The organism is Neobacillus sp. Fa239 (assembly GCF_055395235.1).
Genome location: NZ_AP041611.1, coordinates 3405175 through 3430022 on the forward strand (window position 1 = coordinate 3405175; position 24848 = coordinate 3430022).

Consider the following 24848-nt stretch of genomic DNA (forward strand, 5'->3'; position numbering starts at 1 on the left):
AAATAATCTTTGACTTATTACATAAAATAAGGTAAATTACCTTATGGGCGAACAATTTTATCAAATTTAACTTTAATATTCGTGTTTAGGGGTGCGGTACATGGAAAATGTGTTTGATTACGAAGATATTCAATTAATACCTGCAAAATCTGTGGTGAAAAGCCGATCAGAGTGTGATACAACCGTAAATTTTGGGGGACATACCTTTAAATTGCCAGTGGTGCCCGCCAATATGCAGACGATTATTGACGAAAAGATTGCAATTTTCTTAGCAGAAAATGGTTATTTCTATATCATGCATAGGTTTCAACCCGAAAAGCGTTTATCTTTTGTTAAAGATATGAAATCACGTGGTTTAATCGCATCAATTAGTGTAGGTGTCAAGGAGGAGGAATATCAATTCATTCTACAATTGGCAGAACAGCAGCTTACTCCGGAATTTATTACGATTGATATCGCACACGGTCATTCCAATGCCGTTATTGAGATGATTCAACATATTAAAAAGCACTTGCCTGAAAGCTTTGTTATCGCAGGAAATGTAGGAACTCCTGAAGCAGTAAGAGAATTAGAGCACGCTGGTGCAGATGCAACGAAAGTGGGAATCGGACCAGGTAAGGTTTGCATCACGAAGATCAAAACAGGGTTTGGAACGGGCGGTTGGCAATTGGCAGCACTGCGCTGGTGTGCAAAGGCAGCAAGTAAGCCAATAATTGCCGATGGCGGGATTCGTACACATGGAGATATCGCTAAGTCCATTCGTTTCGGTGCATCAATGGTCATGATTGGTTCTCTGTTTGCCGGACATGAGGAATCACCTGGAGAAACCATTGAGAAAGATGGAAAATGCTTTAAAGAATACTTCGGATCCGCTTCCGAGTTTCAAAAAGGCGAAAAGAAAAATGTTGAAGGTAAAAAAATGTATGTAGAGCACAAAGGTCCATTAATCGATACTTTAATCGAAATGGAACAAGACCTTCAATCCTCCATTTCCTACGCCGGTGGAAACAAACTGGAAGCCATTCGCACTGTAGACTACGTTATAGTTAAAAACTCAATCTTTAATGGTGATAAAATATATTAATATTTGGGGCCAGTCCCCCGTCGCTTTAAAGCGACGGGGGACTGGCCCCTTTTTTTATGGAACGATTCCAGGAATTTTAGCTGTTTCTTCTTCAAGGACTTGGATTCCCCCGATGACTTCTATTGCTGAACCGATTGATACAAGGAGATCTCCGGCTATGGCGAGTTTTTGTTCTTCTATAAGTTTTATTTGATTGGTTTCTCTTATTTGTTTTGATACTGAAATAGCTTCTAAAATTTGTCCGATTGTCCTGATCCAAACACCGGTCAGGATTTGTTGTTCTCCCATGATATTCGTATCTTCTTCAATTACCAATAGAGCAGATAAACTTTTAAGTTCAATGATTTGACCTAAAACTTGAATCCAAAGTGCGAATGCTAATTCATTTTCCAGATCAATAATTTTTTGCCTCTTTTTATCGTTGGAATCATTTCTGACATTTCCATTATTTTTTGAATCATCCATTGAACCCACTCCAGCCCTTTAGTCTTCTTTATTTTATGTGTAGCCCTATTTATTGTGTTGCCTATTTAACATGCATTGGATTTGGCACTTCGACTTTTTCGTTTTCTAACGATCTCCACAATTTTTTTTACCAATTATCAACAAAAATTAATAATCACTCCAGATAAGGAAACAATAAATATCATGCTGATAACGGTGGTGATACAACATTATGGGTTGGTTTACTAAAAAGCATGACCAACAGATCGATAGAGAGTCACTGGAACAATACTTATTGCGCTCCAATGATTTTAAAAAGGTTCACTATTGCAACCAGCAAACCAATAAAACCTTTTCATTTTCTTTTATTTCAACACTTATTGATGAAAGCATTTTACAACAGAATGCACTCCCATATTTAATGGAAAAGAATTTCGAAAAAATTGAGGATGTAAAGAAAATCATTCCAAATACTGACGTTCAAGTCAGCAATGACCCAAATGTGATTGAACAGAAATTGTTTAATGGATATGTTCTTTTAACACTTGAGTCAGACAGTAAAAATTTTGCCTTTATCGCTGCCCAAAAAGAGCTTGTCCGCGGCATTACAACGCCAGAGGTTGAATTTAGTGTAATCGGACCAAAGGAAGCTTTTGTAGAATCCTTATCGCAAAATATAAATTTAATTCGCAAAAGACTTCCGGTTAAAGAACTAATTATTAAAGAAGTAACAATTGGGTCCCTATCTAAAACAAGCATTGCCATGTTACATATGGACGGAATTGCTGATCCTGAGAATGTAAAAACAGTAGAAGACAGAATTAAAAACATTCAATTTGATGCTATTACAGATAGTTCCTATATCGTCCAATTAATTTCTGACAATAAAAATTCTCCCTTCCCTCAGCTTCTGGATACCGAGCGTCCGGATCGGGTAACAGCCATTCTGGCAGAAGGTAAAATTGCCATTTTAGTAGATGGGTCTCCACAAGCACTAATTGCACCAACAACGCTGGTTGAGTTTTTCGGTTCCTTTGAGGATTATTTTTTAAATTGGCTCCTTTCCTCTTTTTTTCGGTTGATTCGACTTTTTTCGGTTGCCTTTTCTATTTTAATAACACCTGTTTATGTAGCAACCCTGTCCTATCATTACGAATTAATACCAAAGGATCTAATGAATACTTTAGTAACCTCCCGCAGGGAAATCCCACTCCCCCCCATTTTGGAAGCTCTCTTTTTGGAGCTGACCATTGAATTACTAAGGGAAGCAGGAGCACGACTACCAACCAAGGTCGGTCAGACAATTGGTATCGTGGGCGGTATCGTTATTGGGACTGCTTCGGTCGAAGCAGGCTTAACGAGTAACGTTCTATTGATTATCGTGGCCTTGGCGGCCCTGGCTTCTTTTACAACACCTGTTTATAAAATGGGTAATGCGATTCGTTTATTGCGTTTCCCATTCCTGTTTTTCGCTGAGTTGTGGGGACTATTGGGAATTGTATATTGTTTTTGTATTTTAATGACACACTTAATTCGGCTTACTTCCCTAAATAAGCCTTTTTTAGAACCATTATATCCACCAAGAATGTCGGATCTTAAAGATGCTTTGATTCGACTTCCGTTCAGCAGGCTTAGACCACAGTATTTAAGGACACAAAACCCTGTTCGTTTTACCGTTAAGGAAAAAGCTAAGAAAAAAGGCGATATCGACGAATAGGAAGCGGAGGAAGGGCTATGGAACAATTAGTGCCTGAAAAAGCAAAAATATCTCCTTTTTTAGTTTTTTTTCTACTCCACACGATGCAATTTGGTATTGGCGTTCTAGGGTTCCAGCGCATCATCGCCTTGACCGCGGGATATGACGCATGGATTTCTGTCATCATTGCCGGTTTATGTGTGCATATCATTTTATGGATGATGTACAAAATTTGTGAGATAGCTGATGGTGATATCGTATCCGCTCATATTTTCGTGCTTGGAAATAAAATCGGAAAGATCGTGTCCATACCATTTATCATATATTTTGCTCTAATTGCAGACACATTGCTCAGAACATTTATCGAGGTTGTCCAAGTTTGGATGTTTCAAGATCTCAGTACCTTTTGGTATACCTTGGCATTTTGCGGTTTAGGCATCTACATTATTTACGGAGGATTTAGAACCGTAACAGGAATCGGATTCTTTGGCGTCGTCCTTCCCTCCTACTTAATATTTACTTTTTTCTTTACCCTACCGTATGCAGACTTCCGAAATTTACTGCCAATCTTAGATCATTCGATTAAAGATTTGCTTTTAGCCGCATATCAAATGTCACTTACCTATCTTGGTTGGGAAGTTCTATTATTTATTTATCCTTATATCAAAGAGCCGCAAAAATCAAAAAAGTGGGCCCATTTAGGTGTACTTTATACCACGATTCTCTATACACTCCTTACCGTCATAACTTTTGGTTATTTTTCTGAGGAGCAGCTTCAAAAAAATATTTGGGCTACCTTAACAATGTGGAAAATTGTCGAAATGCCTTTTGTAGAACGGTTTGAATACATTGGTATCGCCAATTGGAATATAGTCATTCTCCCTAATTTTTGTATTGCACTTTGGTGTTCAAGCCGTATTTTAAGAAGAGTGACCAATCTGAAGCAAAAAAAAGGTGTTATCTTAATGGCTCTTATTTGTTTATTTACGATTAGTATTTTTCAAACAAGGGACCAAATTAACACCTTAATTGACTATACTGGAAAAATTTCCTTTTTCTTAAATTACGGATATATCCCCCTCCTCTTTTTCGTAATGTTGATTGTGAAGAAGGTGAAAAAGAAGTGATGAGGATCATCCTTGCTCTCATGATTGCAGCTTTTCTTTTGACTGGTTGTGTTGAAAAAGAAATAGTCGATGATGTCAACTTGGAAAGTGGAGCTGCCTATGACTATATTGACAATAAGATCCGAGGAACCGCATTAGTCCCTGTTTATTTGCCGGATAAAACGGTAGAAAATAAAACCTATACGGCCTATTCTGATTTAAGCAGAGATTTTTTACGAGATATACAGCGGCAATCTTCTGACCCCCTTGTAACAGGAAGCCTTAAAGTGGTCCTGTTTGGTGAACAGCTTGCCAAAAAAAAAGGGATATTAGACCTAATTGACTCATTCATGCGGGATGCCAGTGTTGGTGACACCCTTTACCTAGCCGTAACAGAGGGTGAGGCAAAAAAATTAGTTGATGGGAATTATGGAAAACGGGGTAATGCCATTTATTTATCCAATCTGATTCGACATAATATGAAAAACAAGGATGTCCCTAAAACGAACCTTCAGCGTTTCTTATTTGATTTTTATCAAAAGGGCAAAGCACCATATCTTCCCACAATAAGATTACTTGGTAAAAATCAAATCGAAATAAGCGGAATCAGCTTTTTTAATATTGGCCGAGTTGTCCATTCCATTCCTGCTGATAAAATGTTCTATTTCAAGCTCCTTGTCGACGAATATAGTAAAGGAACATTAAAAGCGAAAATTGGGAAGGAAAGAGCAGCCATTGATAGTATTCAATCAAAATACAAAATGAAACTTGTTTCAAGGAATCCTAATACGGTTGATGTACAGCTTAAAATAAAGGGAGTATTGAATGAGTTTTCCGGAAACCGCGTTACACCAAAGGAAATTGAAGCGGTCGAGAAAAAACTAAAAAAAGATATTGAGCGCGAGTGTCTCAAGCTAATAAAAGAATTTCAGCAAAAAAAGATTGATCCTGTAGGATTTGGTCATTTTGTTAAAAGCAGGACAAGGAAATTTGATTTTAATAAGTGGAAAACTGACTATCAAAACCTGAAAGTAAGCGTTCATGCAAATGTAGAGATTATGGAATCAGGGGTTATCGAATGATGAATGAAGGAGCCAAACATAGAATTTGTGCTATGCTTTGGCTCTATTTTTTTAAGTAAAAATTAAATTGGCTGAATGTTGTATGATTAATTGAATCCATCATATAATCGAAGAGGAGACAGATTCTATCTTTAAAAGTCAGAATCTTTCTATTATTAAGAGGATTAAGGAGGAACGTATGCTAAGTAAAGCCTTAATAGAAGATGTCCTAACCGCAGCTTTGTCTACTGGCGGAGATTTTGCTGAAATTTTTGTAGAGGATCGATTTACTAATCAATTGACCTTGCAAAGCAGCAAAATTGAAACCTTTCTTTCTGGGCGTGATTTTGGAATCGGCATTCGTGTGTTTAATGGTCTGCAAAGTGTTTACGCCTATACGACTGATTTTCGAAAGGAAAGTCTGATAAAGGCAGCAAAAAATGCCGCACAAGCCATTCATGGAAACTCGAGTATCCAACTTGCCCCATTCATTCAAGAATCCTTTGACACCATTCATCCTGTTCAATTCCTGCCTCAAGAAGTCGATAAATCAAGAAAAATCGCCATCATGAAAAACGTTTTTGACTCTGCCAAAAGCTATCACTCTAGCATTTCGCAAGTAACCGTCCGCTATATGGATGAAGAACAAAATGTGCTGATTGCAAATTCAGAAGGCAAATTTATTGAAGATAAACGAGTTCGTTCAAGACTGGCCATTCAGGCTGTTGCCGTTCGAGACAACAAAATGGAAACGGGTTTCTATGGACCGGGTGCCCATCAAGGCTTTGAATTTTTCGAAAATCAAAATATGGACTACTATGCAAACGAAGCCGCCCGAATTGCAGTGACAATGCTGGATGCAAGTCCGTGTCCAAGCGGCAAATTCCCTGTCATTATCGACAATGAATTTGGCGGTGTTATTTTTCATGAAGCATGTGGACATGGATTAGAAGCCACGGCTGTTGCGAAAAACAATTCTATTTTTGCGAATCGTCTCGGTGAAAGAGTTGCTCCGGATATCGTTACATATATTGATGATGGAACACTCCAGAATGAATGGGGCTCTATCAATATTGATGATGAGGGTGAAATGGCGAGAAAAAATGTCCTGATTGAAAATGGTATTTTAAAAGGCTATTTAATTGATAAGTTTAATTCCCGGCGCATGGGTATGGAATCTACTGGTTCAGGAAGAAGACAATCCTTCCGTTTTGCCCCAACTTCGAGAATGACCAATACGTATATCGCTCCAGGAAAATCAACGCCTGAAGAAATCATTGCTAATACCGAAAGCGGTATTTATACAAAATATATGGGTGGCGGACAGGTCAACCCTGCTACCGGTGATTATAATTTTGCTGTCATGGAAGCGTATGAAGTAAAAAATGGAAAGCTAGGAAAACCATTAAAAGGCGCAACCTTGATCGGAAATGGTCCAAAAACGTTACAGCTTGTCGATATGGTAGGAAATAATTTGGGACATGGTGCAGGGATGTGTGGTTCACAGAGTGGAAGTATTCCTGTAAACGTTGGGCAGCCGATGATCCGGGTAAGCGAAATTACAGTCGGCGGGACAAAGGGGGAATAACCGATGACGATAAAAGAATTCCAGACAAAGCTTTTTTCACAGGCTGAACACAGCGGTTTTACCGATGTTGAATTGTATTTTGAAAAGAAAGAAATTTTTGGCTGTCAAATTTTCAAGGGTGAAATTGATCAATATGAAATCGCTGAAGATAGCGGCGTCTCCTTCCGTGGAATCATCAATGGAAAAATGGGCTACGCTTATACGGAAAAAATCGACGATGCCTCTATCCCCTTCTTGTTAAATAATGCAAAGGAAAATGCAAGCTTCATTCAAGAGGATGACACTGAGGAAATTTTTGCTGGGAGCCGGCATTATGAACAAGGAAACTTCTACTCGAAAGCCTTAAATGAAGTGACCATTCCCGAAAAAATACAACTGGTTCAAGAAATTGAACGTGAATTATACGCGCAGGATCCTCGAATTGCTGCAACCGATTATTGCGGAATTCAGACAGAATCGGTCACTAGAAATATAGTAAATTCTAAAGGATTGTCTTTAACTGATCAAATGAATCAATTGATCGTGATGGTAGAAGCCATTGTGAGAGATGGAGAAGAAACGAAAACTGCTTTTGAATTTAGAGTAACAAAAGACTTCCAACGCTTAAATGCTAAGGAAATTGCCAAAAAAGCAGCAGAAGAAGCCCTTTCGCAATTGGGACAACGGAATATAGAGAGTAAAGAGTATCCTGTACTGTTGAGAAATGATGCGGCAGCAAGTCTTTTAGGTACATTTGCAGCCAATTTTTCTGCTGAAATGACACAAGCTGGCCTCTCTTCTCTAAAGAATAAGCTTGGCGAGCAAATTGCGGGTCAAAAGATCACGATTGTTGATGACCCATTACTAGAGGATGGCCTTGCCAGCAGGACCTTTGATAGTGAGGGGGTTGCTTCAAAGAAATTGACATTGGTCGAATCAGGCATTTTACAATCCTTGCTTCATAATCAGAAAACGGCCAAAAAAGATGGAACCGTTACAACAGGACATGCACATAAGGATTCCTATAAAAGCGCCGTCAAGGTTGGTCCATCCAATCTTTATATCGAACCTTCTTCGGTATCTTTTGACAAATTACTCAGTTCTATTGACGAAGGCATCTTCATTACCAATCTATCAGGCTTGCATTCAGGTGCCAACAAAGTATCCGGAGACTTTTCCCTTGCAGCCAATGGATTCTATATAAAAGACGGACAGATTCAGTTTCCAGTAAACCTCATGACCATCGCCGGTAACTTCTATCAACTATTATTAGATGCAGTAGAAATCGGATCTGACTTAACATTTCCAATCTTTAGCCAGCAAGCCGGCTCCCCATCCGTCTTAGTGAAATCTTTATCGGTAACAGTAGAATAGGGGTCTGACCCCCACCGCTTTAATGTATTACTGCGGTGGGGGTCAGTCCCCCTATTTCATAAATTCTTCAATTTCTTCTACAGAGCGGATAATGTTTTTTGATAGGACTTCATGTCCGTCTTCGGTTACTAGGACATCGTCTTCGATCCGGATGCCGATTTCTTCTTCTTCGATATATAATCCTGGCTCTACGGTTAGCACCATACCCGGCTTTAGGATTAAATCCTTATAATCGCCGACATCATGGGTATCTAATCCAAGGAAATGACTGACACCATGATAGTAATAATTTACAATTTCAGTTTCTTCCTTTATCAAGCCAACTTTCATGCACTCTTCAGCAAGGACTTTCTTGGTATGTTCATTTAGCTTGGCAAATGGCACACCTGGTTTGATTAGTTCTGTCGTTTCTTGTAAAGCTTTTAATACAATGTTATAAAATGTTTTTTGTTTTTCAGTGAATTTACCATTTACCGGAAATGTATAGCTAATATCAGCATTATAATAGTTATATTGTGCACCTAAATCAAGAAGGACAAGGCTGCCATCTTCAACTGTGGCATCATTTTTTCCATAATGAAGGATTGTCCCATTTTTGCCGCTTGCACAGATTGTCGGGAATGCATAATGTTTTACGCCTTCTGACTTAAGTGAAAAATCAAAATAGGCTTCCAGCTGATATTCTTTCATACCCGGTTTCGCATGGCTCATTAAGTTTTTGATCCCATCATAAGTAATCGCAATGGCCTTCTTAATTTCTTCAACTTCCTCAGGCGTTTTATAAACGCGTAACTCGCAGACAAATGGATAAACATTTTTTAATTGCAGGTATGGATAATTAGCTTGGATTTTACTAGCAAATTGTTGAGCTTTTGTTGTTTGCTGACCTAATTCTCTTCTTTCAAGGTCTAAATACAGATTCGAAATTGAGTTGGTCAATAGAGTCCGAGTCAAGAAGGAATCGAATTGCTCGATGAATTGAATATTGTTAATTCCGGATATTTCCGCAGCATCTTCTTTTGAAATAGTCTTTCCCACCCATTTTTCTAAGACAGGGTCTGATTTTTCAATAAACAGATACTCTTCTACTTTTTTATTTGTTTTATGTACAAGAAAGATAATATTAGGTTCGTCTATTCCTGTTAAGTAATAGAAGTTACGATTAGGAACGAACTGATATTCCTCATCAGCAGATTTTTGTGGAGCTTTTCCAGCAAACATGACAAGCAGAGAATTCTCCTCAAAATTCTCATATAAACGATGACGGTTTTTCTCATAAAAATCCTTCTGCATTTCATTACCTCTTTTCAAATAGGAGTGAACAACACTCTTTAACTATACTATATTATGTAAAAATTCATACTAAATAATTTTCCTTAAGTGATAAAATAAATAATAGAAGCTGCCTCATATAGGTAGCCCCCAAAATCCTATCTTCCAGAGCTTTTAACCATTTGATGGATCACCTTTGGTTCATTGTGCTGCAGGTCTTTTTTCTTATAGGCATGGAAGTACGCCATGGCGATGAACACAGACCCTCCAACCGCATTTCCTAAAAAGACCGGGATAAAGTTTTGCAAGTATTCCCACCACGTAAAATGTCCTGCAAATATCGCAGCTGGAATGACGAACATATTCGCAACTACGTGTTGAAAGCCTATCGCCACAAATGTCATCGTTGGAAACCAAATCCCCACTATTTTTCCAGCCATATCATTTGCACCATAGGATAGCCAGACAGCCGCTGCCACCAGCCAGTTACAGCCAATTCCTGAAATGAAAGCCTGCAAAAAGGATGCCTCCAATTTATGCTGTGCAATATTAACGGTTTTGTTCAAAAACGGTGCTGTTTCCGTCATCCCGATTAAATGTCCGAAAAAATAGGCTACAAAAACGGCCCCGATAAAATTGCTCACCGTAACAAGAAACCAATTTAAAAGAACCTGCCTCATACTCACCTTATTAGCCATGCGCGCAATGGGAACGGCCATCATATTCCCTGTCAGCAGTTCTCCCCCAGCCAATAAGGTTAGAATTAACCCGATTGGAAAAACAGATGCACCTATTAAACTGCTTAATCCTTGTAAAGAATCAGGTAAGGGAGCTGTTACCCGGATAAAAAGTAAATAGCCTAAAGCGATAAATGCTCCGGCTTCAAAGCCTAAAATAAGGGTTTGAAAAGGAGCGAGTTTCGTTTTTTTGACCCCATTTTCCACTGTAATTTCCATAATTTTTTCCGGTTTGCTGAACGACATAAGAATGACTCCTTTAGATTTTTTATGTGAAATATTGAACATACTTTATTTTAACCTATCCCACATCACAACCGCTGTGAACGTTTTTTTAATTTTTCCATCTAAATATTAATCTCACCTATTTGTAAGATAAAATTGGTTAGGACTAAAAATGATTCCAGTGCTTGTAAAACCCCATTTGGTGTTCATTCTGTTATAGTAGTTTTAATGAAGAAATTGAAAGAGGGGAGTACAAAGATGAAATGTATCTCAATTGATTTAGATGGAACGCTATTAAACTCTGAACATGTGATATCGGAAGAAAATGTGAAAGCCTTAAAGGAATTACAGGAACAGGGCCATTGCCTGATTTTAAACACAGGCCGGGCGTTGGCAGATGTGATTCATCTAAAAGCGGTTCAAGATTTGGAGATTCCGATTTTTTGTATAAACGGTTCAATTATCTATTCTGAAATGCGTGAAATGATGTATGAAGCGACAATACCGCTTTCAATCTATAAGGAAGTATTTTCGATTTTGAAGAGTTTAGGAGTAGGCATTCTTGTTTACACAAACCAGGGCGGCTATCCTTCAACATTGCCTTCATTGCGTGATAAAAGTAAAAAGGAGATTGATGATTATTTTCGATCCTATAATTATGACGAAATTTTCGGACTGGAAAATCTAAAAATCTATAAACTTATTGCTTTGGTTCATTTTGATCAACTCGAAAAAATAGAAGAAATTAAATCAACTTTATCAGATAAATTTCCCATTAATATGGCTTCATCATTTCCTAATAATGTCGAAATTACATCAAACCAGGCTCATAAAGGAAAAGCCATTCTGCGTTACCAGCAAATGATGAACATATCCTTCGATGAAATTATAGCCTTTGGAGACGGCGGAAACGACCTCGGGCAATTTGAAGTCGCTAGCACATCTGTCGCAATGGGAAATGCCCCCCACTATGTTCAACAAAAAGCAGACATCATTACAAAGACAAATGAAGAAGATGGTGTCGCCTATGCATTACGTCACCTCTTACAATTAACTGGTGGAAAACAAGAAATTCCTTCAAGGTGATGGGGACACGTAATGGGGCCACATAATGGGGTCAGACCCCCGGCACGGTACTGCGTTAAAGCGCCGGGGGTCTGACCCCAATTATTAATATGTTTCACTGCCTGATTTTCTAAAAAGATGTACAAGAAATGTTCCTAAGAAGATCATAATGATGACACTAAAGAAGATCATTTCATCCATATGAAAGCCGAATGCGGATACGATCATTTTTATTCCAATGATTGCAATTAAGACAAATGCAGTTGTTTCGAATTCGGGTACTTTTTCAATCAAAGCCAGCAGGATATGGGCCACTCCACGCATCATTAAAATTCCTAATATTCCTCCAAGAAATAAGACCCATTCTTGATTCGAAACCCCAAAGGCGGCCATGACACTGTCAAAGCTGAAAGAAATATCCATAAGTTCGACGGTTAACACCGTTCGCCAAAAGCTCATTTTTTTAGAGCGAACCTCGTCTTCTTCTTCTTTCCTCTGAATCATATTTTGAAAGACAATCCATAGCAAATAGTGACCGCAGACAATCTTGATCCAGGCAATATTGATGAGGGAAACCCCCAAGCCAATCACCAAAATCCGAAAAAAATAGGCCCCGAAAATACCGTAAAACAGGGCTTTTTTCCGCTGATACTTTGGAAGATGCTTCACCATTACGGCTAAAACGAGAGCATTATCAGCAGACAATAATCCTTCAAGAATAATGAGCGTGCCAATAACTCCCCAACTAGCAGGGCTAAAAATGGCCTTTTCAAAAGCATCCAGTGAAAAAAATGTACTATAATTTTGGATTATTTCATGCAGGAACTCCATCCAGATTTTAGACTCCCTTTCCACAAGTTCAAGAAGCAGCCAAGCTCGTCCTCATTACACATGAGCTTTTCCTTGGTTCTTCTTAATTAAATGTATGAAGAGTCCTTGAATATATGTCCTAAATATTTGTTGGGCCTTATCTTTACCGCTTTAATGGACTGGGGGACTGTCCCCCACTGCTCTACCGCTTTAATAGACCCGGGGAACTGTCCCCCTAAACTTGCCCACTAAACGCGTTTAAAGCCTTCTTCCACTAAAAATATTTCGGCTTCTTCATATGTTGCGAAAGTTTCTTCAAGATTTAGGCCGAAATAAATATTCCATGTTTCGTCTTCATTTATTAGCAAAAGTGTTTCATTCTGGTCATTCAACCACCGTTCTTCTTTTAGGTCACCAATTATTGCTGCTTCCTCAACAGGTTTTTCAATTTCAGTTAAGCTATTAATCGACAGTTGAATTAATTGTTTTAATTTCTCGGCAGAAAAGTCCCGGATATTAACCAATCCTTTGTCATCGGTCTGATAATTCGTGATACGTCCGGCATAGACAAAGCCATTTCCGTTTGGATGTAGATGATAAACCACATTTTTTTTATCAAAATTACTTTCGTTAAATTGGAAATTTACCCGTCCGAGTGAAACATTCACTCGTTCCAGTTTTGGAAATTCACTTATAATCGCTAGTTTTTCTTCAAAAGTTAGCATTGATAGCCTCCAAATGTTTAGTCCACATTATTTTAACATAAACAGTATAAAAACAAAGTGTAAGTAACTACTGATTCAATCCATAAACAAAAAACGCACTTCTTAAGTAGAAATGCGCAAGACATTATATATCGAACCTATGTCTTTTTATTACTATTATTATTATTGATAAACCGATTTTTTTCTGTGGTATCGACTTGAATAATTTTCCCATCATGTATAGTGATAACTACTGAACCGTAGTCTATAGCCTTTAACATTTCCACAATATAATCTATTCTTTCTTGATCTAAAGCGGCCATTTATTCTTCTCCCCTCCCAATCTCTAAAAATATTGTCAAAAATGGATAAGAATTTGTCTCACTTTACCAACCTGTTTACTTGGATTTTAACTATAGGTTAAAATATAAAATCTTATGAAACAGATGTCAATGTATTTTTTGGAAATTTCCGTAAATAATTTTTAAATTCCCACTTGACTCATCGGAATAGTTGTTATATCATTAGCTTACTTTAATAAAACAAATTGCTGATTGGTCAACCAAAAGCACCTAACCCTTGAAATATGGGTAGGTGCTTTATTTTTTATCAATTTATCAGAAAATTCAAACAATGGTAGGGGTGTCTAAATGAAAATAACCAGTTTTCGCCTAGCATGGCGATCTGTCCTATTAAGTTATCTACTTATCCTTGTCGTTCTACCTATATCTGCCGTCTATGTGAAGGGCTTTTCCTTAGGATGGGAGCCCTTTTGGAAAGAAATTTCAGGCGTCATTGCTTGGAAAGCGATACTTTTAACCTTCAAACTTAGTATTTTAACAACTTTGATTCAAGCTGTTATCGGTACATTTATCGCTTTCGTTTTGGTTCGTTACCGTTTTTTAGGGAACCGCTTGTTAAACAGTTTGGTCGATCTTCCCTTTTCATTGCCGACCGCTGTCTCCGGTTTGATGTTGCTGACACTCTTAGGGCCTCAAAGCCCAATTGGAAAATGGCTTGAATCCATTGGGTTTCATCTGCTATACAATCAAGCTGCCATTGTAATCGGCATGATTTTTATTACATTTCCATTTGTTATTCGAACAGTCCAGCCGATGATTGAGCAGCTTGATCCTTTTGAAGAACAAGCAAGCTATTCACTTGGTGCAGGAAATGTTTTAACTTTTTTCAAAATATTACTTCCTCCCGTTTTTCCTGGAATGGTTGCAGGAAGCATGCTTGCTTTTTCCAGAGCGCTATCGGAATTCGGGGCCATCTCGCTCATTTCTGGTAACCTTCCTGGAAAAACTCAAGTCGCATCGGTATTTATTTATGGTGAGATAGAAAACTATAACACCCAGGGCGCTGCCGCAGTTTCAATTGTATTAATTACGATCTCTTTCATTGTTTTGTTACTGGTAAATGGATTTTTAAAATGGAGGGGGGCACAAATATGAGAAGATTTTTCATTATCATTACTGGATTATTATTTACCATCATTCTCATCCTTCCTTTTTCCAGTATTGCCATAGGAGCATTTCAAAAAGGGGGTGGTCCCTTTCTCGAAGCTTTATACCGCACGGAAACCATTCACGCTTTATTGATCAGTCTTATTATTGTAAGCATCGTTGTTTTTCTTAACGCCATAATTGGAATTCTGTTATCACTGGAGATGGTGCGTGGTTCCTGGATTTCCAAATGGCTTCGTCCCATTCTCAATGTAATTGTCGATTTACCTTTTTCGGTTTCCCCCATTATTGCAGGTTTAATGATCATCCTGCTGTTTGGTCCAACCACATTTTTAGGGATGTTCTTTGAGCACGCGGGAGTGAAAATCATTTTTGCCCTTCCTGGCATGGTAATGGCAACGGTTTTCGTCACCTTTCCGTTAATGATTCGTGAGATTGTTCCTGTTCTTACTGAGCTTGGAATTTCTTCCGAAGAAGCGTCAGCCACCTTGGGCGCAGGTCCCTTTCGTACGTTTTTTCAAGTAACGTGGCCATCGATACGCTGGGCAGTATATTACGGACTCGTTCTCACCATTGCAAGATCTGTCGGGGAATTTGGCGCCGTGCTTGTCGTGTCCGGCAACATTATCAATCAGACACAAACAGCTACCACATTAGTCTATCAGGATTCGGTGGATAACCATGTGATCGCTGCTGATAGTGTTGCACTGCTTCTCGGACTCTTATCCATCATAGTCCTTCTGCTTTTGGAATGGATGAAAAAAAGAAAGGGAGATCAATTTCATGCACATTGAAGTAAGAAATATAGAGAAACAATTCGGATCATTTCAAGCCATTCATAATACGAGCTTTAAAATTGAAAAAGGACATCTGGTCGGGCTTCTCGGACCTAGTGGTGGAGGTAAAACCTCCATTTTACGAATGCTTGCCGGCCTTGAGCAGCCCAATGCTGGAGAAATCTTTTTCAATGGCAAACTCGCCAATACGTTATCTGTTCAGGAACGTGGCATCGGATTTGTCTTTCAGAACTATGCATTGTTTAAACACATGACTGTTTTTGATAATATTGCATACGGCTTGAAAATCAAAAAACTGAAACGATCCGCAATAAAAGAAAGGGTTTTTTCCCTTCTAAAGCTGATGGAGCTTGAAGGGAAAGAAAACAAATATCCGCACCAGCTATCAGGAGGACAGCGTCAAAGAGTAGCCTTTGCCCGTGCACTTGCACCAGAACCACAGTTACTTTTGCTGGATGAACCGTTTGCAGCAATAGACGCAAAAATCCGTAAAGAATTGCGTTTATGGCTTCGCAAGTTAATCAATGATTTTGGAATCACCACGGTATTTGTAACACATGATCAAGATGAAGCCATTGAGGTGGCTGATGAGATTATTATTATTCAAAAAGGAAGGATTGAACAGCAGGGTACACCTTGGGAAATATACAACAAACCGGCATCCGCATTCGTTGCGTCCTTTATCGGCGAGTCAAACAAACTCCAGGTGCCCCTTTCACTTATCGGATTTCCAGAACTATCAAAGTTTGATCCAATATCTGATGTTCAAGTCCTAATTCGTCCGGAATGGATTGAGGTCCGCCCCGAACATACTTCCAATCTAAAAAGTGCGGGACAGATTGGTACAGTCAAACATGTTCACTTTCGGGGTGATTCCTGGTTCACGGAAATTGAAATCTTTAATGATACCACACTATTTGCCTACCAAGCCATTAATCAGAAAGTCTTCCAGCCCGGTGATAGGGTAAACCTGTTAATCCATCAGCTTTCTGTTTTCACACCATTAGAAACTCTTGTGTTGGAAAATCAGGCTAAAATCGATCCAATGCCTGTTTATATATAACATTTAATTAAAAGGGAGAGATCTTATGAAAAAGAAACCGTTCATTTCATATTTCGCAATGATTATTTTACTTGTATCAATCGTTCTTTCTGGCTGCTCCGCTTCCAGTACTTCAAGTAACACTGGAAATACAGGAGATTCTACTTCTAAAAATAATGGTACGATAACACTTACAATTGGCGGGTATTCCACGATTAAGGATGAATTCGAGGCGATTTTTCCTTTGTTTCAAAAGGAATGGAAGAAAAAGACTGGGCAGACAGTGGTATTCAAAGAATCTTATCAGGGCTCAGGATCGCAAGCACTTAATATCACAAATGGCTTTGAAGCAGATATTGCGGCTTTATCACTTGAAGGCGATATCAACAAAATTGTAAAGGCTGGTCTGATTACACATGATTGGAAAAGCGCACCATATAACGGGATCATTACTAAATCGATAGCCGTATTCGGTGTCCGTGAAGGGAATCCAAAGGGGATTAAGGATTGGTCAGATCTTACCAGATCAGGTGTTCAAGTATTATTTCCGAATCCGAAAACATCCGGTGGTGCCAAATGGGATGTCAATGCTATCTATGGTGCAGGACTGAAAATATCGGAAGAAAAAACAGGGAAACAAAATCCAGCTCAAGCAAAAGAATTACTAAGTAAAATCTATAAAAACGTTAAATCATTAGATAAAAGTGGCGAGGAGTCTATGTCTACATTTGATAAAGGGATTGGTGATGTCATCATTACTTATGAAAATGAATTGATCGACCGAATCAATTCAGGAAAAAATTATGCGGAAATTATCCCAAAATACACAACCTCCATTGAAAATCCAGCTGCGATCATAGACAAATATGTCGATAAACACGGTACACGAAAAGTGGCAGAAGCATTTTTAAATTTCCTTTGGACACCAGAAGCACAAAAGATTTTCGCTGAAAGCGGGTTTCGTCCAGTCAATCCTACCGTTGCAAAAGACTTTGACAACAAATTCAAACAACCAGAAGGCTTGTTCGACACAAACTATTTAGGAGGCTGGAAAAAAGTAGGGAACGACCTCTACGGGGACGGCGGAATTTGGGATCAAGTAGTTGCAGGGAATTAATATGGGGTCAGACCCCCACCGCTTTACAACTTTAAAGCAGCGGGGGTCAGGCCCCTAACTTAATAAATCTCTCAAAGCTGATTCGAGCGACGGAAAGTTGTATTCAAATTTTTCTTTCATTAATACTTCGGGGACAACATGCTGTCCTTCAAGAACAAGGGAGCTTTTTTTCCAAAGAACGAGTTTCATGATCCAAGCAGGTACTGGAAACCAATGTGGACGATGTAAAACAGCAGCAATTACGTTGCCAAATTCCCCCATCCGCAATGGTTCCGGTGCCGTAACATTTACGGGTCCACTAATATGATTGTTTTGAATGACGAATAGTATTGAGCGAGCAACATCTGTTACATGTACCCAAGACACCCATTGCTTCCCCGAACCGATGGTTCCTCCTGCAAATAATTTATATGGTAGCACCATAAGAGGCAGTGCTCCACCATCCTTGCCCAGCACAACACCAAATCTCATAAAGACAGTACGAATTCCAAATTCCTTCACTTGGGCAGCCTTTCTTTCCCAATCATGAACTGTCCGACCCAGAAAATCACCGGCAACCTCTGATGAATTTTCCGTATAAACAGCATGTTGCGATGAAGGATAGATGCCAATTGCACTTGCATTGATAAAAATGGAAGGCTTTTCAGGTAAAGCTGCAATGATTCTCACAAGCTCGTCAGTTGCTTTCATCCGGCTATCATAAATTTGTTTCTGGTGTTCTGCCGACCAACGTCCAGAATTAATGGAGACACCTGCCAGATTAATGACCACGTCTGCCTTCTCAAGCTCTTTTTCAGGAGTAGCGCCCTCTTCAAGCCACTTAATATACTTGATTTTGCCGTCAGAAGGTTGCTCCCTTCTTGTTAAAATCAAGATTTCATGATCATTTTCAAGAAGAATTTCCGATAATTTCCGTCCTATAAATCCTGAGCCGCCAGCAATGATGATTTTCATATTCCGCCTCCGATCAAAAAAAGAATGTACAAATCCCCTCAGTCTATGTATAAAGCTCTAATGCCAAACGAAATTACCATGTTCCTAAAAATTTTCGGTGAAAAATATTGGCCCCAATCCAAATACTTAAATCCATGGAGTTTCCAGGTATAAAGTCAAATTCTCTAAATAACAAACACACTATGATGGCAAGGACGTTAGAAAGTATTCCTGCATAGACGAGCGATCGAATAAAAATTGGACTAACGATCTTCATTCACTCCTTAAACTATTGGGAATAAAAGAAACATTCCAACATTCCCCATTCAATTTTCTAAGCCTTATTATACCTTTATTAATCATGATTTTTACAGCCTTTTGCAAATAGATTTATATCAGGTTGAAACTGAATGGGCTTGGTAATTCATTAAAAAAGGGCTTTTTCATTGCAAATGACTGCAACAAAAGAGCCCTTTAAATGAATTCTAAAAATGTTTATCTCAATTTGAATCCCATCTTTTTTGATGCCCAGCAAATCGCAGGAATTCATCCTTTTGATAAGGAAATAGATTTAGCTCCTTCACCTTATCTGCATGCTTGGTCATAATTTCTTTAAATATTTCGTGCGTCGACTTCCCTTTCGTGTTCACTCCTAACTTCTTTGCTGCATCGAAAACCCTTTTTTCTCTTACTTCTTTTGCAAGTTCACGAATATTTTTATTAGTAGTTTGTATCCCTAATTCTTGAGCTTGTTTCTTGATTCGTGTTTCGTACACTTCCTTAGCTAAATTTTGGAGGCTTTTCCCATTTGAAGAAATGCCCAATTCATTGGCCTCTTTTTTAATCATGGTTTCGCGAATTTCGGCTGCTAAACTTTTCAAATCTTTATTACCTGTCTGTATTCCCAATTCCTTAGCCTTTTTTTGTATAACAGTTGTCCGGATCTCGTCACGGATTGTTTTCAGATCCTTTCCATTTGTTTCAATTCCCAATGTTTCAGCTTTCTTTTTAATTCTGGCTTCCCTAATTTCTTTCATGAGTGTATTAATGTTTTTTCCTTTAGTTTGTATACCTAGCTTTTCAGCTTTCTTTTTAATTAAATCGGGATCATGCCCAAAATGCCCTTTATGTCCCATTCGATCATAAGAAGACTGAGGTTCAGATTTCTGTTCACTTGCGGCAAACACGGTCGATGAACCGATACTCATACAAAATAAGGCAGTGGCTAAAAGATAGGGAATGGGCAGCTTTTTCATCATGTAACGTCCTCCTTGAAAATCAAATATGGTATTACAAATGATAGGATGTCCGTAAATTATTTCCAATTTATTAACAAACTGTTAAAGTTAATGAACTCTGTAAAGTTTTTTAAGATGCTGAAATTGTTTTAACCACGTCCCCACTTAATAATTTTTCCATAAAAAAACCAGCTTTAATAGCTGGGTTAAAACGGCTTTATCGTCATTAATAGAAGAAAGACAACAGCGATAATATTGAGGATGATAGTAAAGAGTTTCAATTCTTTGGAGATAGTAAGATACTCTTCCGGAAGCTCATCGTCTTCTGCTGTCTCCAAAATTTCTATCTGACGCTTCATTTTTTTTGGCATAAAGGCAATTACGATTGGTTGAACTAAAATATAGAGGACAATGGCGGTTATGTACCAAATTTGTTTAAAAAGTTCCGGATGGACCCAGCCCATGATAAGCCCTGTTACTAATAATCCAATACTTCCGAATTTCGCCATTTTTTCTACCTTTTCGTTTACAGAAAAAGCAAATTTAGCTTGCGAGACGGTTTTCGGCAAATTCATGAGCGGCGGTAATGCAAAAGTAGCCCCCAATCCGCAAACGGCTGCCACTACGTGAATAAATAAAAATAACCCATATAAGCTCATTTTATTCCCCCTTTAAATTCCCTACTTCATTACTATGTTCCTAGGTAAAAAGTTATGAAATAAGATGAAAATCGTAAAAAAAAACATCCGCTCGGATGCTCATTGTGGATTATCTATGGTTAATGGTTATCGTAATATTCAGCAAGTGCATAAAAAGATTTTTTTGGTTCCCATGTCAGACCATTGTTTTGTTCGCTTAAGCTTTTCACAACGCTGTAGCTAGCTATATCTAAATCATAAAATGGATCTTCTTCATTAAATGGATAGCTAGGCATAACAAACGTAAACCAAAAGGCTCCCTCTACTTTTTCTTCGACAAAAATATCAAGCAACTCATTAAGATAGTTGACTTGCGCACTTTCATCGCGCTCAAACTTCCCTTTTACTTGATTGGGGGTTTTATTTCGGTCGACAATTGCCCAACCATAACCACCCTTTTCTTCAGCTCCTCTGTATGTGCAGCAACCGAATTCCAATATGACGACAGGTTTCCCATACTTAAAGTAAGACCTTAATTTTTCGCAATAGGATTTCTTGTTATGTTCATCTCGATAATAATCAATTCCCACAAAATCAAATAAATCCCAATTGACATTTTCCCAGATTCCTGAAGAATAAGTAAGCTGGCCATGAAAATGTTCTTTGATCCCATTAACCGCTTTTGATAAAAAGACATTTAACCGTTTGTGGTATGAACCTTTAAGGATAGTGTTTTTTAACAGCTTCAACGGCGACATAAAAGTTTGCATTCGGTCAAAAGAAGTCTCTCCAATAACGAGCCCCTTCATAAAAAAAGTAAGCTCACACCCCGCAACGAAAATAATATCAGGAGACTGCTTTCGTAGTTTTTCGGCTGCTTGAGCACATTCTGAAAAATATTTCAGGGTTTCTTGCACCGTTCCATCCACTAACGCGGGGGAAAACCACACCTCTAACCCTTGTTGAAGAGCAAAGCCTGCAGCAAGGGTTAGCCGACTGATATCCTGACCGGAAATTCTGATGGCATTGCAATGCAAATCATTTTTAATGATTTCCATTTCGCGTTTAACGATTTCAGGATTGAATATTTCACGCGACGATGAACTTTTCCCGCGGGTATACGTCCCTACATCATAATTAATACCCTTGCGAGGCAACGTTTCACTCATTTCTTAATCCTCCATCTTTTTTAGCAATACATTAACTTTATGAAGAGCAAAGTTTAGATCTAGTTGCTCTTCTTCATTTAATTTTGATAACTTATTGCTAAACTTTTGATAAATCTTCGTCCACTTTTTATCAATAATCACTTTACCTTTTGGTGCCAATGACACCAAAACTGCCCGTTTGTCCCTCGTGTCGGGCAGTTTAACTATATAGCTTCCTGCTTCTAAATCACTAACAATATTCGTTAGCTGCTGCTTGGCAATATTTAAACCGGAGCTGATTTCTTTAAGATTCAAAGCTCTTTGTTGCATATAGATAAACTCAATAACATGATTTTGCATATGTGTTAATTCCATGGATTCTTTGTTTAACTCGCTAAAGCCGCCAAATAAATTTGGAATTAAAGCAATGTATTCCTTTGCAATTTCTTCATTCATGAACAATCTCACCTCCACTTTAGTAATTATTTTATTACTAATTTATCTATAATACAAGATTTTTATAAGGTATTAGTAAGTTTTTAATTACTATTTTGTTTTCAAGTGATTTAGTTTACATAATAATATTATATTTTACTAATTTTGTTATACTCTCAAATTCTCATCTTAGTTAATGGGAACAATCCAAATCGGGAAATATAAAATCTAATACAGCCACATTGTAAGGAGTGGTTTTTTGAATAAAGCCTGGCTTTTTGTCGCATTAACTTGTTTGTTTGAATTAATTTGGGTTTATGGATTTAATACGGCTCAAACCTGGTGGGAATGGGGACTTGTGATAGCAATTATCTTAACCGATTTTCTAATTCTCCCGAAGGCATGTGCCACCCTGCCGACTGGGACGGTTTATGCCATTTTTTCAGGTGTCGGTACCATTGGGACGGTAATCATGGATTATTTCCTTTTTGGCGGGAGATTCAATGGCATCATGATTTTGTTTATAGCCATAATTATTATCGGAGTGATCGGTCTGAATCTTGCAGATAACAGAAATGATGAAGAAGAAATGACGAAAGGAGCTGCCTAATATGGGGTGGCTGCTTGTTCTTCTTGCAGCAGCAGGAGAAGTGATCGGTGCTGCGGGGTTAAAATTATTTAGTCAACGAAAATCATTAAAAAATGGGGTGCTTTATATTGGGGGATTCAGCACTTCATTTGCTCTTTTATATACTTCGTTTCATTATTTGCAACTGAGTATTGCCTATATTGTCTGGATAGGCATAGGAACATCTGGGGCTGTTTTCATCAATATGTTCCTGTATGGAGAATCTAAAAACGCAGGGCGAATCTTTAGCGTCATAATAATTATCATTGGGGTTATCGGACTGCGTGTGGTATCGTAAATGGGGTCGTAAATGGGGTCGGACCCCCGCCGCTTTACCGCTTTAAAGGCGCGGGGGACTGACCCCATTAATCTATATACTCTAAAATTTCCTTAATGACATTTTTCCGACGTCCTTTTGTATATTCAAACAAAAAATCTAAATAGACGATTTCTATTAATTTTTCAACATTTAATTCATGATCCGGTTCAAAATAGGAAAGGTCCTGAAGTAATATTTCGGCTCTTAATACATCTTTTCTATCGATTTTTATTGGTAATGGGGTGGAACTTCTTGTTGGGATCATGGGTCTGTCATTAACCATCGGAAGTTCCTGATGGCGGACATTTAATCTGGAATAAATCGAGTTCACATTACTGTCGCTTCTTCTCACTTCATCAAGGAAATCTAAAAAAATATGCTGGACTAACTCCGCTTGCGAATATTCTTTTTCTTTTTCTCTCAACTGAAGAATATCATCGCATAAAACTTCTGCTCGAAAAAACAGCTCATTAGGCACATTTATTTTAAAGGTCAATCTTTTGTCATTGATTAAAAAGCCTAAAAATCTATTCATCTTACCCTTTTCATTTAATTCCATTAAACCTTTATTAATAAGGCCATATTGGCTATATTTAGTTCCCATTATAACCCTCCCTTTCGGTTGCTTGTCTGGAGATTCCTTCTCATTCCTATTTCCGCATTAAATGACCGTTTTATTTTGTTCTTGGTTTTTAGGTCTTGGAATATAATTTTGATTTTTCCAGCATTCATCTTCATCCTTCCTCCAATCAGCCTGAGGAAGGAGGGAGTCCGCTTTTTTATAGCTTTCCAAGATTGCTCTGTATTCGTTAGAATGAGCTGAAATAAATAATGCTAAACGAATGAGCTGATTGCGATCCAAATGAGTTGCTTCGTCTAATTGCTTTATGTATTTTTCATATACATCTGGATAACGAACAGTTGGGCGATATACCATACAATCCCTCATTTTATCCTGACGTCTTTCGTGACGTCAGTTGATTAGTAAATAGTATGACAAGTAGAACCGATTTATGACAAGCCAAATTGTACTTTTTTTATCATGTAAAAAAATCAAAAACCAAATTTAACAGTTCTAAAAGAAAAAAATTTATAGAATGCAATATTTAATTTTTGCAAAATTCAAATAATATTTTATAATTAATTATAAATTCAAATGTATAAATAAACGGGGGTAATACAAGTGAACAAGGGAAATAAAATTGTGGATTTAAAAAAATACAAACAAAAGAAAAAAATAATAAAAAATAAACGCCGAATTGTTGTACTCACTGTCTATTTATCTATCGTTTCATTCTTGTATGCTTCTCTATATTTTGTTTCACCAAATTCCAATTTAGATATGAAGTCAATTACTGACACCCACGCTTTTTTGTATAAGTAAAAAAACGATTCCCCTGGAACCGTTTCTTTCTCTATAAGCAGTTATTCCTTTTTTGTAAATGGCAAGCTGAGATTTTTTAGTGTATGGAGTCTTGCCGAAAAAATATATACATCATCATAATTATGTTTCACGTATTCTTCAATAACGTTAATCCCCGCTATAAACCTATCGACTAAATAACAAGTGTACTTTTCATCCCAAGAATATTGATTGATTCTCCGAAGTTCATCAGCCAGTATTTGAAATTTAAATTCTTCCATTAGCAGTTTTATTTGAAACATTTTATCTGTTCTTTTATTTTCATGATTTTTCTGAATAAATTTAATAAATTCATTTATATTTTTGGCCAGCATGTTCGCTTTTTGCATCTCGAAGTTCATAGCGGCATCTCCTCTTTTATTACTAAGAAGAGTGTATGTTTTAAAGATAATTTTATAACATATCAAGGTAATTTTCTGGGATTCTGCCTTGACAATAAATGAAGATCAACAATAAAAGGGGATAAAACATAGACTGTTTTATCCTCTAAAAATGATATAAAATGAATCCCTTTAC

General features: G+C 37.8%; 27 protein-coding genes. 13 read left to right on the forward strand and 14 right to left on the reverse strand.

The window, feature by feature from the left end; genetic code table 11:
* The first annotated feature begins 100 nt into the window (after nt 1-100).
* Nucleotides 101-1084 (forward strand): GMP reductase, encoded by a 984-nt coding sequence (gene guaC / locus ACZ5XR_RS16540; protein WP_464497402.1) that lies wholly within the window; start codon nt 101-103, stop codon nt 1082-1084.
* Between the two features lie 54 nt (nt 1085-1138).
* On the opposite strand, the gene ACZ5XR_RS16545 is transcribed toward guaC, so the two are convergent.
* Nucleotides 1139-1549, reverse strand: a complete 411-nt coding sequence (locus tag ACZ5XR_RS16545; RefSeq protein WP_464497403.1) for a hypothetical protein — start codon at nt 1547-1549, stop codon at nt 1139-1141.
* A gap of 211 nt (nt 1550-1760) precedes the next feature.
* Between ACZ5XR_RS16545 and ACZ5XR_RS16550 the strand changes: the two genes are divergently transcribed.
* The 5 genes from ACZ5XR_RS16550 to ACZ5XR_RS16570 all read left to right on the forward strand — a co-directional run bounded on the left by ACZ5XR_RS16550 (nt 1761) and on the right by ACZ5XR_RS16570 (nt 8332).
* Entirely contained in the window at nt 1761-3245 is a 1485-nt protein-coding gene (locus ACZ5XR_RS16550) for a spore germination protein (RefSeq protein ID WP_464497404.1), read from the forward strand.
* 17 nt (nt 3246-3262) lie between these two features.
* Nucleotides 3263-4351 (forward strand): GerAB/ArcD/ProY family transporter, encoded by a 1089-nt coding sequence (locus ACZ5XR_RS16555; RefSeq protein WP_464497405.1) that lies wholly within the window; start codon nt 3263-3265, stop codon nt 4349-4351.
* On the forward strand, nt 4351-5412 hold the full coding sequence (locus ACZ5XR_RS16560) for a Ger(x)C family spore germination protein (protein ID WP_464502347.1): 1062 nt from the start codon (nt 4351-4353) through the stop codon (nt 5410-5412). The genes ACZ5XR_RS16555 and ACZ5XR_RS16560 overlap by 1 nt, the downstream gene beginning before the upstream one ends.
* Nucleotides 5413-5590: 178 nt before the next feature.
* Nucleotides 5591-6979, forward strand: a complete 1389-nt coding sequence (locus ACZ5XR_RS16565; protein WP_464497406.1) for a TldD/PmbA family protein — start codon at nt 5591-5593, stop codon at nt 6977-6979.
* Nucleotides 6980-6982: 3 nt separating this feature from the next.
* A complete protein-coding gene (locus tag ACZ5XR_RS16570) occupies nt 6983-8332 on the forward strand; it encodes a TldD/PmbA family protein (RefSeq protein ID WP_464497407.1) in 1350 nt (449 codons plus the stop codon).
* Nucleotides 8333-8383: 51 nt separating this feature from the next.
* Here ACZ5XR_RS16570 and ACZ5XR_RS16575 read toward each other — a convergent pair whose 3' ends face one another.
* A complete protein-coding gene (locus tag ACZ5XR_RS16575; RefSeq protein ID WP_464497409.1) occupies nt 8384-9625 on the reverse strand; it encodes an aminopeptidase P family protein in 1242 nt (413 codons plus the stop codon).
* A 137-nt stretch (nt 9626-9762) separates the two neighbouring features.
* Entirely contained in the window at nt 9763-10587 is an 825-nt protein-coding gene (locus tag ACZ5XR_RS16580) for a formate/nitrite transporter family protein (RefSeq protein WP_464497410.1), read from the reverse strand.
* Nucleotides 10588-10824: 237 nt separating this feature from the next.
* Between ACZ5XR_RS16580 and ACZ5XR_RS16585 the strand changes: the two genes are divergently transcribed.
* Nucleotides 10825-11652 carry an HAD family hydrolase gene (locus ACZ5XR_RS16585; protein ID WP_464497411.1) on the forward strand — a complete coding sequence of 276 codons (828 nt, stop codon included), beginning with the start codon at nt 10825-10827 and terminating at the stop codon, nt 11650-11652.
* An 84-nt stretch (nt 11653-11736) separates the two neighbouring features.
* On the opposite strand, the gene ACZ5XR_RS16590 is transcribed toward ACZ5XR_RS16585, so the two are convergent.
* From ACZ5XR_RS16590 to ACZ5XR_RS16600, 3 genes are all read right to left on the reverse strand, one after another.
* The gene (locus ACZ5XR_RS16590) at nt 11737-12462 is read right to left on the reverse strand and encodes a TerC family protein (RefSeq protein WP_464497412.1); all 726 of its coding nucleotides are present in this window, start codon (nt 12460-12462) and stop codon (nt 11737-11739) included.
* Nucleotides 12463-12689: 227 nt separating this feature from the next.
* Complete coding sequence (locus tag ACZ5XR_RS16595) at nt 12690-13166, reverse strand: hypothetical protein (RefSeq protein ID WP_464497414.1); 477 nt, start codon at nt 13164-13166, stop codon at nt 12690-12692.
* Nucleotides 13167-13303: 137 nt separating this feature from the next.
* Complete coding sequence (locus tag ACZ5XR_RS16600; protein ID WP_464497415.1) at nt 13304-13468, reverse strand: DUF2292 domain-containing protein; 165 nt, start codon at nt 13466-13468, stop codon at nt 13304-13306.
* A 327-nt stretch (nt 13469-13795) separates the two neighbouring features.
* On the opposite strand from ACZ5XR_RS16600, the gene cysT reads away from it, so the two are divergent.
* Genes cysT through ACZ5XR_RS16620 form a run of 4 tightly spaced genes read left to right on the forward strand, consistent with a single transcriptional unit; the run spans nt 13796 to nt 17570 of the window.
* Entirely contained in the window at nt 13796-14602 is an 807-nt protein-coding gene (gene cysT, locus ACZ5XR_RS16605; RefSeq protein ID WP_464497417.1) for a sulfate ABC transporter permease subunit CysT, read from the forward strand.
* Complete coding sequence (locus tag ACZ5XR_RS16610) at nt 14599-15408, forward strand: ABC transporter permease subunit (protein ID WP_464497418.1); 810 nt, start codon at nt 14599-14601, stop codon at nt 15406-15408. Before cysT ends, ACZ5XR_RS16610 begins: the two co-directional genes overlap by 4 nt.
* A complete protein-coding gene (locus tag ACZ5XR_RS16615; protein ID WP_464497419.1) occupies nt 15398-16474 on the forward strand; it encodes a sulfate/molybdate ABC transporter ATP-binding protein in 1077 nt (358 codons plus the stop codon). The genes ACZ5XR_RS16610 and ACZ5XR_RS16615 overlap by 11 nt, the downstream gene beginning before the upstream one ends.
* Nucleotides 16475-16499: 25 nt before the next feature.
* Nucleotides 16500-17570, forward strand: coding sequence for a sulfate ABC transporter substrate-binding protein (locus tag ACZ5XR_RS16620; protein ID WP_464497420.1), 1071 nt, complete (start codon nt 16500-16502; stop codon nt 17568-17570).
* A 54-nt stretch (nt 17571-17624) separates the two neighbouring features.
* Here ACZ5XR_RS16620 and ACZ5XR_RS16625 read toward each other — a convergent pair whose 3' ends face one another.
* From ACZ5XR_RS16625 to ACZ5XR_RS16645, 5 genes are all read right to left on the reverse strand, one after another.
* Complete coding sequence (locus ACZ5XR_RS16625) at nt 17625-18524, reverse strand: TIGR01777 family oxidoreductase (RefSeq protein ID WP_464497422.1); 900 nt, start codon at nt 18522-18524, stop codon at nt 17625-17627.
* Nucleotides 18525-19003: 479 nt separating this feature from the next.
* Nucleotides 19004-19762 carry a hypothetical protein gene (locus ACZ5XR_RS16630; RefSeq protein WP_464497423.1) on the reverse strand — a complete coding sequence of 253 codons (759 nt, stop codon included), beginning with the start codon at nt 19760-19762 and terminating at the stop codon, nt 19004-19006.
* A 185-nt stretch (nt 19763-19947) separates the two neighbouring features.
* Nucleotides 19948-20400 (reverse strand): DUF2269 family protein, encoded by a 453-nt coding sequence (locus ACZ5XR_RS16635; RefSeq protein WP_464497424.1) that lies wholly within the window; start codon nt 20398-20400, stop codon nt 19948-19950.
* Nucleotides 20401-20519: 119 nt separating this feature from the next.
* Entirely contained in the window at nt 20520-21548 is a 1029-nt protein-coding gene (locus ACZ5XR_RS16640; protein ID WP_464497425.1) for a hypothetical protein, read from the reverse strand.
* 3 nt (nt 21549-21551) lie between these two features.
* Nucleotides 21552-21983: a MarR family winged helix-turn-helix transcriptional regulator gene (locus tag ACZ5XR_RS16645; RefSeq protein WP_464497427.1), complete on the reverse strand. Its 432-nt coding sequence runs from the start codon at nt 21981-21983 to the stop codon at nt 21552-21554.
* 238 nt (nt 21984-22221) lie between these two features.
* Between ACZ5XR_RS16645 and ACZ5XR_RS16650 the strand changes: the two genes are divergently transcribed.
* The gene (locus ACZ5XR_RS16650) at nt 22222-22572 is read left to right on the forward strand and encodes a DMT family transporter (protein ID WP_464497428.1); all 351 of its coding nucleotides are present in this window, start codon (nt 22222-22224) and stop codon (nt 22570-22572) included.
* A gap of 1 nt (nt 22573) precedes the next feature.
* Nucleotides 22574-22888 carry a DMT family transporter gene (locus ACZ5XR_RS16655; protein WP_464497429.1) on the forward strand — a complete coding sequence of 105 codons (315 nt, stop codon included), beginning with the start codon at nt 22574-22576 and terminating at the stop codon, nt 22886-22888.
* Between the two features lie 67 nt (nt 22889-22955).
* Here the strand turns inward: ACZ5XR_RS16655 and ACZ5XR_RS16660 are convergent, their stop codons facing one another.
* The 3 genes from ACZ5XR_RS16660 to ACZ5XR_RS16670 form a co-directional block, all read right to left on the reverse strand.
* Entirely contained in the window at nt 22956-23513 is a 558-nt protein-coding gene (locus tag ACZ5XR_RS16660) for a hypothetical protein (protein WP_464497430.1), read from the reverse strand.
* Between the two features lie 57 nt (nt 23514-23570).
* Nucleotides 23571-23846, reverse strand: a complete 276-nt coding sequence (locus tag ACZ5XR_RS16665) for a hypothetical protein (RefSeq protein ID WP_464497432.1) — start codon at nt 23844-23846, stop codon at nt 23571-23573.
* Between the two features lie 488 nt (nt 23847-24334).
* Entirely contained in the window at nt 24335-24673 is a 339-nt protein-coding gene (locus ACZ5XR_RS16670) for a hypothetical protein (protein ID WP_464497433.1), read from the reverse strand.
* Between the last annotated feature and the right edge of the window lie 175 nt (nt 24674-24848).